14 protein-coding genes are annotated in these 13075 nt (G+C 64.6%); 6 read left to right on the plus strand and 8 right to left on the minus strand.

The genetic code is table 11. From position 1 onward, the window contains the following. Nucleotides 1–113: 113 nt before the first annotated feature. Complete coding sequence (locus ACLMAJ_RS01460) at nt 114–983, plus strand: ABC transporter substrate-binding protein (RefSeq protein WP_412011597.1); 870 nt, start codon at nt 114–116, stop codon at nt 981–983. Between the two features lie 219 nt (nt 984–1202). Continuing rightward, nucleotides 1203–1559 carry a nuclear transport factor 2 family protein gene (locus tag ACLMAJ_RS01465; protein WP_412011598.1) on the plus strand — a complete coding sequence of 119 codons (357 nt, stop codon included), beginning with the start codon at nt 1203–1205 and terminating at the stop codon, nt 1557–1559. 31 nt (nt 1560–1590) lie between these two features. On the opposite strand, the gene ACLMAJ_RS01470 is transcribed toward ACLMAJ_RS01465, so the two are convergent. Together ACLMAJ_RS01470 and ACLMAJ_RS01475 are read right to left on the minus strand one after the other, a co-directional pair. Beyond that, complete coding sequence (locus ACLMAJ_RS01470; protein ID WP_412011599.1) at nt 1591–1734, minus strand: hypothetical protein; 144 nt, start codon at nt 1732–1734, stop codon at nt 1591–1593. 98 nt (nt 1735–1832) lie between these two features. Further along, nucleotides 1833–3509 (minus strand): serine/threonine-protein kinase, encoded by a 1677-nt coding sequence (locus ACLMAJ_RS01475; protein WP_412011600.1) that lies wholly within the window; start codon nt 3507–3509, stop codon nt 1833–1835. Between the two features lie 6 nt (nt 3510–3515). Here ACLMAJ_RS01475 and ACLMAJ_RS01480 point away from each other — a divergent pair, with 6 nt between their 5' ends. Beyond that, nucleotides 3516–3926 carry a hypothetical protein gene (locus ACLMAJ_RS01480; RefSeq protein ID WP_412011601.1) on the plus strand — a complete coding sequence of 137 codons (411 nt, stop codon included), beginning with the start codon at nt 3516–3518 and terminating at the stop codon, nt 3924–3926. Between the two features lie 712 nt (nt 3927–4638). On the opposite strand, the gene ychF is transcribed toward ACLMAJ_RS01480, so the two are convergent. From ychF to ACLMAJ_RS01495, 3 genes are all read right to left on the minus strand, one after another. Continuing rightward, nucleotides 4639–5718, minus strand: a complete 1080-nt coding sequence (gene ychF / locus ACLMAJ_RS01485; protein WP_412011602.1) for a redox-regulated ATPase YchF — start codon at nt 5716–5718, stop codon at nt 4639–4641. 156 nt (nt 5719–5874) lie between these two features. Further along, nucleotides 5875–6798, minus strand: a complete 924-nt coding sequence (locus ACLMAJ_RS01490; RefSeq protein ID WP_412011603.1) for a quinone oxidoreductase family protein — start codon at nt 6796–6798, stop codon at nt 5875–5877. Nucleotides 6799–6938: 140 nt separating this feature from the next. Continuing rightward, complete coding sequence (locus tag ACLMAJ_RS01495; RefSeq protein WP_412011604.1) at nt 6939–7541, minus strand: TetR/AcrR family transcriptional regulator; 603 nt, start codon at nt 7539–7541, stop codon at nt 6939–6941. A gap of 77 nt (nt 7542–7618) precedes the next feature. Between ACLMAJ_RS01495 and ACLMAJ_RS01500 the strand changes: the two genes are divergently transcribed. The 3 genes from ACLMAJ_RS01500 (at nt 7619) to ACLMAJ_RS01510 (ending at nt 9612) form a co-directional block, all read left to right on the plus strand. Further along, nucleotides 7619–8251: an NAD(P)-dependent oxidoreductase gene (locus tag ACLMAJ_RS01500; RefSeq protein ID WP_412011605.1), complete on the plus strand. Its 633-nt coding sequence runs from the start codon at nt 7619–7621 to the stop codon at nt 8249–8251. Between the two features lie 85 nt (nt 8252–8336). Then, nucleotides 8337–9173 (plus strand): AraC family transcriptional regulator, encoded by an 837-nt coding sequence (locus tag ACLMAJ_RS01505; RefSeq protein WP_412011606.1) that lies wholly within the window; start codon nt 8337–8339, stop codon nt 9171–9173. 10 nt (nt 9174–9183) lie between these two features. Next, on the plus strand, nt 9184–9612 hold the full coding sequence (locus ACLMAJ_RS01510) for a VOC family protein (RefSeq protein WP_412011607.1): 429 nt from the start codon (nt 9184–9186) through the stop codon (nt 9610–9612). 20 nt (nt 9613–9632) lie between these two features. Here the strand turns inward: ACLMAJ_RS01510 and ACLMAJ_RS01515 are convergent, their stop codons facing one another. The 3 genes from ACLMAJ_RS01515 to ACLMAJ_RS01525 are packed head-to-tail and all read right to left on the minus strand — an operon-like array spanning nt 9633 to nt 12855. Next, the gene (locus ACLMAJ_RS01515; protein ID WP_412012011.1) at nt 9633–10511 is read right to left on the minus strand and encodes a carbohydrate ABC transporter permease; all 879 of its coding nucleotides are present in this window, start codon (nt 10509–10511) and stop codon (nt 9633–9635) included. A gap of 41 nt (nt 10512–10552) precedes the next feature. Continuing rightward, the gene (locus tag ACLMAJ_RS01520; protein ID WP_412011608.1) at nt 10553–11527 is read right to left on the minus strand and encodes a carbohydrate ABC transporter permease; all 975 of its coding nucleotides are present in this window, start codon (nt 11525–11527) and stop codon (nt 10553–10555) included. After that, nucleotides 11524–12855: an ABC transporter substrate-binding protein gene (locus ACLMAJ_RS01525; RefSeq protein ID WP_412011609.1), complete on the minus strand. Its 1332-nt coding sequence runs from the start codon at nt 12853–12855 to the stop codon at nt 11524–11526. Before ACLMAJ_RS01525 ends, ACLMAJ_RS01520 begins: the two co-directional genes overlap by 4 nt. Nucleotides 12856–13075 lie beyond the last annotated feature (220 nt).

Raw genomic sequence — 13075 nt, forward strand, 5'->3', positions numbered from 1 at the left:
GTCCTACCGACGGCCGGGCCGCATCCGGCACACGTCACCTCAGCACTATGGGCCACAGCGGCCTGGCCCGCGGCACACGACAAGCGCGGTGACCCGATGAAGGAGGAACGTTCATGTACACGATCGATCTCGCCTACGTCGGGCGGGGATCGCACGAAGAACTGGTTGCCTACATCGCCGACCAGCAGGGCTACTACGCCGACGAGGGCGTTCACGTCGCGCTGCGCGACGGCTGCACCTGGGACGAGGAGCGGCTGCGCCGCGGCGCTACCATCGGGCTCGGCCGGGCACTGCTGTTCCGGCTGGCCGATGGAATCCCTTGGGTCGCACTCAATGTCAACACCCACCGCCCGCTGTTCTGGTTCCTTGCCCGCCCCGGCCCGACCTCCCTGGCCGACCTGGCCGGCCTGCGGCTGGCGGTACACGCCCCCCACACCGCGCCAGGTTGCTTCGCCCGGATCGCGCTGCGCCGCGCCGGTCTCGACCCGGACCGCGACATCAACACCATCGTCCGCTCGCCCGGCGATTACAGCATGGACCTGCGCTGGCTACACGATGGCAGAATCGATGCCGCCCTGGTCGGCAGCACGATGGCGCCGGAGGCAATAGCCGCCGAGCAAGGCTGGCAGGTGCTGGCTTGGGTCGGCGACTACTTCCAAATCCCCACCGTAGGTGTGGCCGTCGACCCCACCTACATCCGCCCGGACGACCCTGCGGTCCAGGCCGTCGTACGAGCCCATCGGCGCGCGCTGCACGTGATCCACAACGAACCCGACACGACGGTGCGGTATCTCCAGACGTTCCTCGGCCGACACACCGCAGATGAAGTCCGGGCCCATTGCAAGACGTTCATCGCACCGTATTTCACCGCCGACGGCCAACCCGACCTTGCTGTCGGCGCCACCGCGATCACCGCGGTCGCCGCCGAACTCGGTGTCCCCGACACTCTCACCGCAGCCGAGTTCTACCGCACCACACCCTAGCTCGATTTTGCGGGTCTCTGTCCATGGCTGATGGTCTTTCGAGTCGTGGCGAACCGCGATACTGTTCACCTACGAAGTGCCTTCCAACAAAGCTTCTCGGACCCTGGATAAGTCTCATTATGCCTTGTCGGACAGGCACTTCCGTGCGTCCAAACGCCTACCCGAGGTGGAATACACGAAAATCCAGCCTTAACGCGACAAGCAATCAGGAGGAATGAAATGACGGATTCGATCGAGAGCCTCATCACGGCACACCTGAACGCCTGGAACGCACCCGCCGGCCCTGATCGGGACAAGTCGGTCTCAGAGGTGTACGCGCCCGATGTATTCGTCGGCGAGCCTGGCAGCGCCTATCAGGGGCACAGCGGGATGACCGAGGCGATCTCTGGGCTCCATACACAAGTTCCGGGCACGACGATCACCCGCTCGGGACCGATCCAATCGGCACAGGACCTCGTCACCTACAGCTGGACGCTGGGCGTGGACGGCCAGCCTGCGATCGTTTCCGGCCGTGACGTGCTCATCGTGCGCGAAGGCAGGATCACGAGCCTGTACGTCCTCATCGACACCCCGTAGGCGCCTCACCAGCGCTCAGCATGTGCAAGATCTACCTGCGGGAATAGCGAAAATTCTTCGCTGCGTTTTCTCCATCGGCACCGACCATGACCAGCGTCGGAACCGCGATACGCGGGAGTTCGGCGAGGATGTCCGCACGGTCGGCGACAGCGAGGATGGCGCTCGACAACGCCACCAGACACCGCCGCGCACCCCAAATCCAGCTCCAATCAACAGAATCCGATCAAGCGCGGCCGACTGAAAGCCAAACATCGGCAGGCCGCGGCTGATTTGCTAGACCACCCGCTGCAGCGCGCGCAGGTCTGCATCCAGCTTCCTGAACAACCAATAGACGGCGACGAACGCGAGCCCGGAGGCCGCGCACAACCCCAGAACCGAATCGCGCACGAGCGGAAGCTCCTCAGGTTCGAGGGCGCTGAATCCGGCCAGCACCCCGACCAGCGGCACCGACGCCGTCACCGCGAGGTAGACCGTGGTTCTTCGACGCAGCGCGCGAAGAACGGCGAAGTCGTGCGCCGTCGTGAGGCCGTGGCGCAAATAGATGGGATAGACACAGCGGACGACGTAGAACGTGGAAAGGAAGAACGTGTAGGCAACGGAGATGGTGCCCGCCACCAGAACGGTCGTCGCCGCATGCACCAGCAGCCGCGCTGGAAGGTCGGTGAACCAGCGAAGCAACATCACGCCCGTCACGGTTGCGCAAACCGCGGTCAGCAGGGTGTTCAGCGCACACAGGTCGCCCCAGAATAGTGTTCGCGACCGCACCCGCGCGAGCATTGCCTCGTCGTAGCGTCTGCCATCGCGCAAGCCGCGAGGAACCGCGAGCAAATCACGCGACATATATGCGTAGATGAGGACGGCCAGCGGCGAGGCACAGAGGATGAAAACGATGACGCCCTTGTCGAGCTGCGAGTTGGTGGCATCGGACAGGCGCTCTCTCATCAGTTCCTGGACATGCACAGCCATATAGACCGTAGCCAGGCTGACGCCGACCAGCGAAGATAACCACAGGATGGGGGTGGGCCATCGCGAAAGTCGCGCCTGCCAACTGTTCGGCGGCGGATAGACAAGGTCGCGGGCCCTCTCCTCGAGGCACAAGTCGAGCCGCTGGGCCAATTCCGAACCGCACGAGTAGCGGTCTTCGCGGTCGGGCGACAGACACTTCAGAAGCACTCGGCGCAGCGCCATAGGGCAATCCGACGGAAGCTCCGACAGGAACTTCGACTCAACGGGCCTGCGTCGCAGTTCGAGCATGCGGGCCAGCGACGTCTCCGATTCGCCGGCAGACCTTTCGTCCGCGAATGGGCGACGCCCTGTGAGCAACTCCCACAGCATGACACCCAGCGCGAAGATGTCGCTTCGAGTATCGAGGTCGGCGGCGGTCGCCGGTAAGTCCGGATGGCAGGCTTCGAGCTGTTCGGGCGACATGTACGCCAGTGACCCGCCGAAGTACGCCAGGGGACTCGTGCCCTTGATCCGTTTGCTGGAGCTGACGTTGAAGTCGGCCAACTTCGGAATTCCCTCCGCGCTCAGCAGCACGTTCGCGGGTTTGATGTCTCGATGCAACACCCCTCGTTCGGATGCGTGCTGAAGCGCGTCCGCGAGTCGGCGGCCCAGCCAGGCGACAGTCTCCGGCCACGTCAGTGCGGCGGTCCGTGTCCGAACAGCTGATTCGGTGGGCCGGACCTCGCCCCGATCGGCAAGTACCTCGTCGATGGCATCGAGCAGTAGTTGCCCACTGCGGTGTTCCGAAGGCGTCGAGCGCAGTAAGCGCACCACGTCGAGCAGCGTTCCCCCCGGTAGGTACTGCATATAGAGCAGCTTCAGCTCGCCATCGGCGATGAGTCGCTGGTCGAAGATGCGCACGATGTATTCGTGGTCCAATTGGGCGAGGGTCTGCGGCTCGATGCCGTGGTTGTGGGAAATCTTGACCGCGACCAGTCGCTGCATTGATTGTTGTCGAGCGAGATACACCTGGGCGAAGGCGCCGGCTCCGACCCTCATCAGGAGGTCGAAATCGTCGACATGGTCGCCGACATCGATGGCGTCGAGAACAACTTGGGCACTTGGACGAGCAATTATCGTGCTGCGGTAGTCGCTCGTGAGCTCTGCGAGCTCGGGGCCGGCCGCAGTAGCGGTGACCTCAGTGACCGTGGTAGCCGCATCGGCTGCGTGCGAACCGCGGCGCAGGGCGTGGAATTCTTCGTAGACCAGCTCGGCTGGAAGCGGACCATCTTGCAGCTCCGCAAATTCCGCACGGTATTCGATCAGTCGTTTGGGAAAGTGATAGCGAAGCCAGCGGTATTCGAGGTCGATCTTGATCAGTTCGATCAGTATCGTCCGCCGCTCAGCCGGTTCACGGGGTAGGTACGCTGACAGGTCGGGTGGGGACCCGGACGCCCAAGCCTCTGAAAACAGTGCCACGACAGTGACAAGCGCTGAGCGGGTTCGTTCAGCTGTATCGACCAGATCGATCGGCTCGTGCATCGGTAGCTCGGAGATCAGCCCGAGGCGATCACATGGCGGCTACGCGCGATGCGGCCTTGTATCGTAGTTGCCCCACACTATTTCCCTTCCGCCGAACCTCCCTGCTCAAGGGTATCGCTCCGATACGAGCGAATGGGCGGCAACAGCGAGGATCGGCCGCGGCAGGCGTGCCGACCGCCAGATAGGCCAAGCCCCACACCGGGGTGCGGGCGGCGGAGGCACACCGTTCCTGGACCGCCGTCACCTCGGTTCGCGCCGCGTCGGGCAGCACCAGCCACAATCGCGGCCACATCGTGGTCAGCTGGACCATCGACACAGAGTTCACCGGCATGGGTGGTGTGGATCGCGCGATCGTCCAGGGTCGCGGCACGCCACGTTGCGAACAGGGTGCCCGCCCGCCAGAATCCGACACTGAACCCACTGAATCAGGTCAAATCAGGCAAAAGGTGCGCTTCCGCGGATCGCAATGATGCTGCAACCTTCACCGCCACAGCAACATGGCCAGCCCGAAACGACGGAGCCCGCCCGGAACACCGGACGAGCTCAGTCGAGTCCACTCGAATTGCTCGGCTGACTATGCCAACCAGCGGAACTACACGTTGAAGCGGAATTCGACGACGTCGCCGTCGACCATGATGTAGTCCTTGCCTTCGATACGGACCTTGCCCGCGGCCTTGGCTGCCGCCATGGAGCCGTATTCGACGAGGTCGGCGAAGGAGACCACTTCGGCCTTGATGAAGCCGCGTTCGAAGTCGGTGTGGATGACGCCTGCGGCCTTGGGGGCGGTGTCGCCCTGGTGGATTGTCCAGGCGCGGGACTCTTTCGGGCCTGCGGTGAGGTAGGTCTGGAGGCCGAGGGTGTGGAAGCCGGCGCGGGCAAGGGCGTGCAGGCCGGGTTCGGTTTGGCCGATGGATTCGAGGAGTTCGGTCGCGGATTCGTCGTCGAGTTCGAGGAGCTCGGATTCGACCTTCGCGTCGAGGAAGACCGCATCTGCCGGTGCCACAGAGGCTTTCAGTTCCGCGATCTTCGCCTCGTCGGTGAGAATCGACTCGTCGGCGTTGAAGACATAGAGGAACGGCTTGGTGGTGAGCAGCGAAAGCTCTTTCAGCAGTTCGCTGTCCAGCTTCGCGCGGGCGGAGAAGAGGGTTGCGCCGGTGTCGAGGACTTCCTGGGCGGCCTTCGCGGCGTCGAGAACCGGCTTGCGGTCCTTCTTGACCCTGGCTTCCTTCTCCAGACGCGGGATCGCCTTCTCCAGCGTCTGCATGTCGGCGATGATCAACTCGGTCTCGATCACCTCGATGTCGGCGGTGGGGTCGACTCGGCCGTCGACGTGGATCACGTCGTCGTCGGCGAACACCCGGACCACCTGACAGATGGCGTCGGCCTCGCGAATGTTGGCGAGGAACTTGTTGCCGAGCCCGGCGCCCTCGGAGGCGCCCTTCACGATGCCCGCGATATCGACGAACGACACCACGGCGGGCACGATGCGCTCGGAACCGAAGATCCCGGCGAGCTTGTCCAGCCGCGGATCCGGCAGCGGCACCACCCCGACGTTCGGCTCGATGGTCGCGAACGGATAGTTCGCCGCAAGCACGTCGTTCTTGGTCAGCGCGTTGAACAGCGTCGACTTTCCGACGTTGGGCAGGCCGACGATTCCGAGGGTGAGACTCACGAAGAGGAGAGTCTACGCGGCGCGACGCCGACGTACGGCAGCGGCCTTTCACGACCGACCCCGGCGAGCGAGCCAGGCGAATCGAACGCGTTCAGAACGCGGAGGCACTGTTCGAGCCGTTGCCGTTCGACCCGGTCGGCGGCCTCACGACCGAGGTCAGGGGATCAGGACAACCTTGCCGAGGTTCGAGCGATCTTCGATGACGGCGTGTGCTTCGGCGGCGTCGTCGAGTGCGAATTCCGCGTGGACGGCGGGGCGGAGTTGGCCGGAGGCGAAGTATTGCCAGAGTTCTTGGCGCCAGTGCTCGTACAGGTCAGGGGAATTGCGGGCGATCCGGGCCATCTGGAAGCCGGTCACCGACTTGGCTCCGACGAGTAGGTCGTAGGCCTGGATGGTGCCGCCGCCGGAGCTGTAGGTGATGAGACGTCCGCCCGGTGTAAGGGCCGCGATCGCGGGGGTGAGGAGTTCGCCGCCGACTGCGTCGAGTGCGTAGTCGACGGGTTCGCCCCACGACTCCTGGCCGTATTCGACCACTTCGTCCGCGCCGAGGTCGCGTACGAAATCCGCCTTCGCGAGATCGGAAACCGCGGCGACAACGCGGGTCGCGCCACGGACACGTGCCAGCTGGAGGGCAAGGTGGCCTACGCCGCTCGCGGCGGCGGTGAGCAGTGCGGACTCGCCGTCCTTCGGGTTCGCGGCATCGAGCGCGCCCAATGCGACGAGTCCACTTCGTACCAACGCGACAGCGTCGACGGCGGAGGCGCCATCGGGGATGGGCGAAGCCATGGCCACCGACAGCAGCGCGTATTCGGCGTAACCGTGACCGAATGCGAGGCCGGTCACTCGATAGCCGGGTGCGTATCCGGTGACGTTCTCCCCGACCGCGACCACCTCGCCGGCGATCTCTCCACCCAACGCGATCGGCTCACGCGGCTCGCGCACCTTACGTACGACCGGCAGAGTCACCCCGATCGCATCGACCCGGACCAGAAGCTCGCCCGCGCCCGGCGTCGGCATCTCGACCGACACGACCTCGAGTACCTCAGGACCACCGCTGCACTCGTACTGAACCCGCCTCATCACGCCTCCACAGATCTTTAGAAGAGGTAACGGTAACCGGACGATGGCCCCTTCCCAGTGCACTTTCCCCGCGCGAGTGCTCCATCTCACCATCGCTCGGCGCGAGCTGAAGGCAAGGCTGTGGACATCGGCAAGGAAGCTCAGCTGCGAGGTGCGGTGTCCGCCGCAGGACCTAGCGCCCGGGTAAGGCTCCGCGCGAGATTCCGGGCAAGTTCGCGCGGCGCGGGCGTCGCGTCGGGTCCCGCATCGTAGAACCGCAGGAACGCCTGATGGAAGCAAGTACCGTCGAGGAGCGCCGCGACCGTGTCGGCATCGGCATCCGGATCGACGCGACCGAGTTGCTGCTCGGCGCGCAGATAACCCGCGATGCCTGCGATCGCACGCCCAGGGCCTGCTCCGTGACGATTCATCGAATCACGGTGTGCCGCCATCCGTTCCGGGTGCGCGAGCAGTCCGCCGAGCAGCGGCAGCGACTGTTGATAGAAACTCAGTGCGCCCCACGCCATGGCGGCGAGATTGTCTTCGACCGTGGCCGCGCCCGGCTCGGGCCCGGCATCGATCGGGCCGGGCATTCGATGCCGGAGGACGTTGAGAATGATGTCCTCCTTGTCGCTGAAGTGCTTGTAGAGCGCGGCTTCGGAATACCCTGCGGCCTTGGCGATCTCCTTGGTCGTGGCAAAGGCCACCCCACGGCTGCGCATGATCTCGGCGGCGGCGTCGAGGATTTGATCGCGCGTTCCCATGCGGCCTCCAGTTGACAAGTTAGTAAGTACTCACCCATCCTAGGTTAGTAAGTACTCACCAACCGAACGGACTCGACATGCGACTCACGATCTTCGGAGCATCCGGACGCACCGGCGGACGCCTCGTGCGACAGGCCCTCGCGGCTGGGCACCAAGTCACCGCGGTGGTCCGTGGCCCGCACTCCATCCCGGACCATCCTCAACTGGAAGTGGTCGCGGCCGACGTCATGAACCCCGGCTACATCGCGGAGGCGATCCGGGGCGCGGACGCGGTGCTCGACACCATCGGATCCAATGACAAGGGGCCGACGACCGTCGCGACCGACGCCGCGCTGTCCATCACCAAGGCCATGGAAACGGTCGATGTCCAGCGGATCGTCCTGGTCGGCAACAGCGCAAGAATCGCAGGGCCCGGCGATGATTGGTGCACCCGATTCGTGGTGAAACCGCTCATTCTGCGCCCGCTGCTTCGGCACCGCCTCGACGACATGGCCGCGGCCGAGCACGCGGTGCGCGATTCCGCGCTGGACTGGACGATCATCCGTGCACCGCAGCTCACCGACAAGCCGGCGAAGGGCCGCTATCGGACCGCGGTCGAACGCAACGTGACATTCGGGATCAGGATCTCCAGGGACGACTTGGCCACCTGCATGCTCGACTCGGTGGCCGACCCGCGGGCGATCGGCGCGCACATCAACGTCGCAAGCTGAAGGTCACTCAGCACCACGCCGGGAGCGCCGCCGTTGCGCTTCGCGAGCGGTTGCGGACCCCGTCGACGGGCGTAGCGTGACACTCATGGAGCCGACCACCGAAGTGGTGACGGCACGACCGGCACCAGCGCTCGCGGCGTTCATCGACGGGTATGTCGGTTATCGCATGTCCGGGTTCGCGCCAGGGCTGCATCGGGGTCTGCCGTCCCGGCATATGACGTTTATCGTCGCCATCGGGCACACCATCGACGTTGTCGCGCAGACCGATCCGCGCCAGACACCCGACTACTACGGCTGCGTGCTGAGCGGGCTACAGGCAAGCAATGCCACCATTGCCCACACCGGCTTCCAACAGGGCGTATCGATCGCACTGACCCCGCTGGGTTGTCGAACCTTGTTCGGCATGCCCGCGAGTGAACTCTGGAACACGTCGCTGGAATTCGCGGACGTGATCGGCCCGCCTGGGCACCGGCTGTGGGAGCAGCTACAGACGCTGCCCACCTGGCCGGAGCGTTTCGCGGCCTGCGATCGGGTGTTGACCGAACTCGCCCGCCACGACCGGGTCGTGACACCCGAATTGACCTGGGCCTGGCGTACTTTGGTCGACACCGACGGCACCGCACCCATCGGCGCGCTCGCCGAGCGGATCGGCTGGAGTCGCCAGCACCTGGCTCGCCGTTTCGGCGCCGAGTTCGGCCTCGGCCCCAAACTGGCCGCGCGGATAGCCCGATTCGAGCGCGCGCGCCGCATGCTCGAACGCACCCCGTCCTATGTCAGCATCGCGCAGGTCGCGGCCGCCTGCGGCTATTACGACCAGGCGCATCTGAATCGCGACTTCGCGGAGTTGGCGGGTTGCAGCCCGACCATCTGGCTAGCCGAAGAGATTCCATCCGTCCAAGACGAGCCGGGGGTCGCTGGATGACGCTGGAGACATGACAAACCCAACGACAACATCCAGCACCACACGCACCGCCACCGCCATCTGGCCCTGCCTGATCTTCCAAGACGCGCGCGCGACATCGGAGTTCCTCGTCAAGGCGTTCGGCTTCGAAGTGACGGGACTGTACGCCCGCGAGGACGACCCCACGATCGTCGAGCACGGTGAAATGCGCTGGCCCCTCGGCGGCGGCATCATGTTCGGCTCTGCGGGTAGGAATGACACCGAGTTCGGGCGTCGCGTCACAGGCAACGACTCTGTCTACGTCGTTTGCGACAACCCGGACGAACTGTTCAACCGCGCCACCACAGCAGGCGCCGAGGTCGTGCGCGGCCTGAAAGACGAGGACTACGGCTCCCGCGGCTTCTCCGTCCGCGACCCCGAGGGCAACCTCTGGAGTTTCGGCACCTACTGGGGCGACTAGCACCGCCTCGAAAGCGCAGTTCAGCGACCGCCGATGCCCGCCTGCGCGATACCGCTGACGAACGACTTCTGCGCGATCGCATAGATCAACAGCAGCGGAGCGAAAATCACCATCGCCGTGGCCATCAGAATCGGCCACTGGGTGTGGTACTGACCTTGTAGGCGCACCAAACCTAAAGTGGCGGTGGCGATCTCGTTGCGTTGGATCATCACCAGCGGCCAGAGGAAGTCGTTCCAGACGGAGATCCAAGTGAGCACGGCCAGCACCATCAGGGCGGGGCGGGTGTGTGGGAGCAGCACTCGCCAATAGACCTGCCAGGTGGTGCAGCCGTCGATGATGGCGGCCTCCTCGAGTTCGGCGGGCAGCGTACGGAAGAACTGGCGCATCATGTAGGTCCCGAAAGCGCTGCCGAACAGACCGGGCACGATCATCGCCCACGGGGTGTCCACCCAGCCGAAGGCCCGCATGATCAGGAACTGTGGGATCACCGTGACGGTGAGCGGCACCATCAGGGTGCCGAGATAGGCGAGGAACAGCACGTCTCGACCGCGAAAATGCAAGCGGGCGAAGGCATATCCGGCCAGCGAGCAGAAGAAGACTTGTCCGGCGGTGACGCAGAGCGCGTAGACGGTGGTGTTGAACAGCATCCGGCCCAGCGGCAACAGATCGAAGATCTCGGCGTAGTTGGACCATTGTGGTTGCGCGGGAAGCAGTGTCGGCTCGGTGATCTCGCCGTCTCGCTTCAGCGATCCCGACAGCGCCCACAGGATCGGCGCGAGCGCGCACCAGGCAATGCCTACGAGCGCGGCGTACACGAGGATGCCGCGCAAGGTGCGTCGAACGATCGCCCGCCGCACCCGACTGCCCGCCCTGCCACGAACAACGGGCGGCTCCACCATTTCGGCGGTAGCAGGCGACCGTCGAATAACAGTGTAGGCGTTCATAATTCGACCTCCTCGCGCCGCGCGAACCGCAATTGCAGCAAGGTCACCACCAGCAGGATGGCGAAGATCACCCAGGCGAGCGCCGCCGCGTACCCGACTTCGTAGAAGCTGAACGCGTTCTGGAACAACATGATTCCGAGCAGATAGGTGCCGGTCTCCGGCCCACCGTTGCCACCTGTCAGCGCATAGGCCTGGTCGAAAGCCTGCACCGAGTTGATGATCGTGATGACGAAGACGAACGACAGCGGCCCGCGAATCAGCGGCATCGTGATCGACCGGAACCGCCGCAGCGCACCGGCCCCGTCGATCTTCGCTGCCTCGTACAGGGTCTCGGGCACGCCCTGCATGGCGGCGAGCAGTATGACCGTCGCGAAAGGCACGCCCTTCCATACGGTCACGATGCTCAACGACACCAGCGCCAAATCGGGATCGATCAGCCACGGCACCGGGTCGATCCCGACCCAGCCGAGCACGATATTGAACAGCCCGTCATCGCTGCTGAAGATGAACCGCCAGACCACGGCCATGGCAACAGTGGATGCAACCAGCGGCAAGAACGCGATGGTCCGAAAGATTCCGATACCCGCCAACTTTCGGTTCAACGTCGCGGCGACGCCCAGCCCGATCAGCACCGTCGGCACCAACGTCAGCGCCGTGAAAACCGCCGTATTCCGCAGCGCGATAAAGAACAGCGGATCCCCGACGAACAATCGCCGATAGTTCGCCAACCCTACGAACCGAGGCGGACTGAAGAGATCCCAAGCATGAAAACTCAAATACAACGAAAACCCGAGCGGAAAAAGCAATAACACCGCCACCGCCGCCAAATTCGGCGCAACAAAAACCCACCCCGCCCGCTCCCGCCGCTGAGCCGAACGCCCGCGTTTGCCGGGTGGCACCCGATGGATTGCAGTACTCGACGTTTGCTGCAGCCACGTACCACTCGACAGGCGATCGCGCAGCGTACTCATGCGGGCGGCTCCAGGAGGGCGTCGATGTCGTCGGTGAAGGCACCACCGAGGGAGTCGGCGGTGGCGGCGCCGCGTAGGACACGGTTGCCGCCGCGTTCGAGCAGGGCCGAGACCTTGCCCCATGCGGGGGTGACGGGTAGGGGACGGGAGTTGGCCGGGCCGCCGGTCAGGACTTCCAGGTTGCGGATCTCGCGGTGTGCCTCGACGAAACCCCGCGAGCCCATGGCCGATTTCAGCACCGGCACGAAAAGACCCGAAGCGGCGATGATGGCTTGACCGACCGGCCCGGTCGCGAATTTGACGAATTCCCAAGCCTGTTCGATGCGCGGACTGTCCGCCGCGATGGACAGGCCAGTGCATCCCACATCGGTGTACGCGCCGTGGCCACCGTGCGGGCCGACAGGCAATACCGTGAGATCGACGTCGAGATCCGGCTTGCCGACAAATTCGGAGTAAAGCCAGTGCCCGCCCATCATCATCCCGGCCTTGCCGCGACGAAACAGGTCCGGTGCCGAAACCGATTGCTGGTCTGCAACTTTCGGCGCTACACGATGACGCACCGCGAGATCCGCGTAGAACTGGAAACCCTCGGCGAATCGTGGATCACCGAGGTTGGTCCTGGTCGGGCCTATCGGTGGCGTGAACCAATCCACCCCGTTGTTCATGCCGAAACAGGCGGCCGAGAAATACGGCACCCATGCGTCGGTGAAACCCCATTGCCGGGTCCGGCCGGAGGGCTCCTTATGCGTGAGAGCACGTGTGGCGTCAAGGAATTCGGCGAAACTCCAGGCTTGCGACCAGCGGGCGGGCGGGTTCAGACCGGCATCGGCGAGAAGCTTCCGGTTGTAATAGAGGAACACCCCTGACCACTGTTCGGGCAGCGCGTATTGACCACCGGAATAGGTGAAAGTGTCATACAGCGTCGGGAATCCCTCATCGCGCAGCGCGGTGGCGTGGTCGGCGTCGCGCTGGAGCAGCGGGTTCAGGTCGAGAAGCACGCCGCGCTCGGCGAGACCGGCATACAGCAGTTCCCAGGCCATGATGATGTCTGGACATTTGCCACCCGCACAGTAGGTCAGCATCTGCTGCAGCGCGTCCGGCCCGGACACGATGGTGCGAATCTTGATGTCCGGGCGGGTTTTCTGGAATTCCTCGATGATCCGCTGCCGGACCTTTGCCTCTTGCGGCCGCGCGCCGAAGAAGAAGGTCAGCGCGTCGTCGTCGGCACCGCACCCGGACGCGAGCAGGGGTGCGGCCAGGGCCGAAGCAAGCAGCGTACGCCGACGTATCGGCCGAACCGGCGGGGTAACCAGCGGAGGTGGGCGCATGGCGGATCGAGGTTAGCTCTCGACCGTGCGGACGCAAAGCAATGCGAACCGCCAGCGATGGGGATGCGGGGTGGGAGACAGGTCAGCCGTCCTCGGGGCGGGTGGAGCGCATCACGAACCGCATGGCAGCATACGTCCGGCAACACCGAGGTGACGGCCGACACACGAACAAAATTAAACGTCGGACGAAGGAGTTGGGAAACGCGCCCGAACGCCGTCT

This window comes from Nocardia arseniciresistens (genome assembly GCF_046764875.1).
Taxonomy (GTDB): Bacteria; Actinomycetota; Actinomycetes; order Mycobacteriales; family Mycobacteriaceae; genus Nocardia; species Nocardia arseniciresistens.

Bases quoted from the DNA above. Each gene is read 5' to 3' on its own strand.
- ACLMAJ_RS01520 (WP_412011608.1), bottom strand. From the start codon at position 11,527: ATGAGTACGCTGCGCGATCGCCTGTCGAGTGGTACGTGGCTGCAGCAA.
- ACLMAJ_RS01525 (WP_412011609.1), bottom strand. From the start codon at position 12,855: ATGCGCCCACCTCCGCTGGTTACCCCGCCGGTTCGGCCGATACGTCGG.
- ACLMAJ_RS01490 (WP_412011603.1), bottom strand. From the start codon at position 6,798: ATGAGGCGGGTTCAGTACGAGTGCAGCGGTGGTCCTGAGGTACTCGAG.
- ACLMAJ_RS01495 (WP_412011604.1), bottom strand. From the start codon at position 7,541: ATGGGAACGCGCGATCAAATCCTCGACGCCGCCGCCGAGATCATGCGC.
- ACLMAJ_RS01515 (WP_412012011.1), bottom strand. From the start codon at position 10,511: ATGGTGGAGCCGCCCGTTGTTCGTGGCAGGGCGGGCAGTCGGGTGCGG.
- ACLMAJ_RS01500 (WP_412011605.1), top strand. From the start codon at position 7,619: ATGCGACTCACGATCTTCGGAGCATCCGGACGCACCGGCGGACGCCTC.
- ACLMAJ_RS01465 (WP_412011598.1), top strand. From the start codon at position 1,203: ATGACGGATTCGATCGAGAGCCTCATCACGGCACACCTGAACGCCTGG.
- ACLMAJ_RS01510 (WP_412011607.1), top strand. From the start codon at position 9,184: ATGACAAACCCAACGACAACATCCAGCACCACACGCACCGCCACCGCC.
- ACLMAJ_RS01505 (WP_412011606.1), top strand. From the start codon at position 8,337: ATGGAGCCGACCACCGAAGTGGTGACGGCACGACCGGCACCAGCGCTC.
- ACLMAJ_RS01475 (WP_412011600.1), bottom strand. From the start codon at position 3,509: ATGCAGCGACTGGTCGCGGTCAAGATTTCCCACAACCACGGCATCGAG.
- ACLMAJ_RS01460 (WP_412011597.1), top strand. From the start codon at position 114: ATGTACACGATCGATCTCGCCTACGTCGGGCGGGGATCGCACGAAGAA.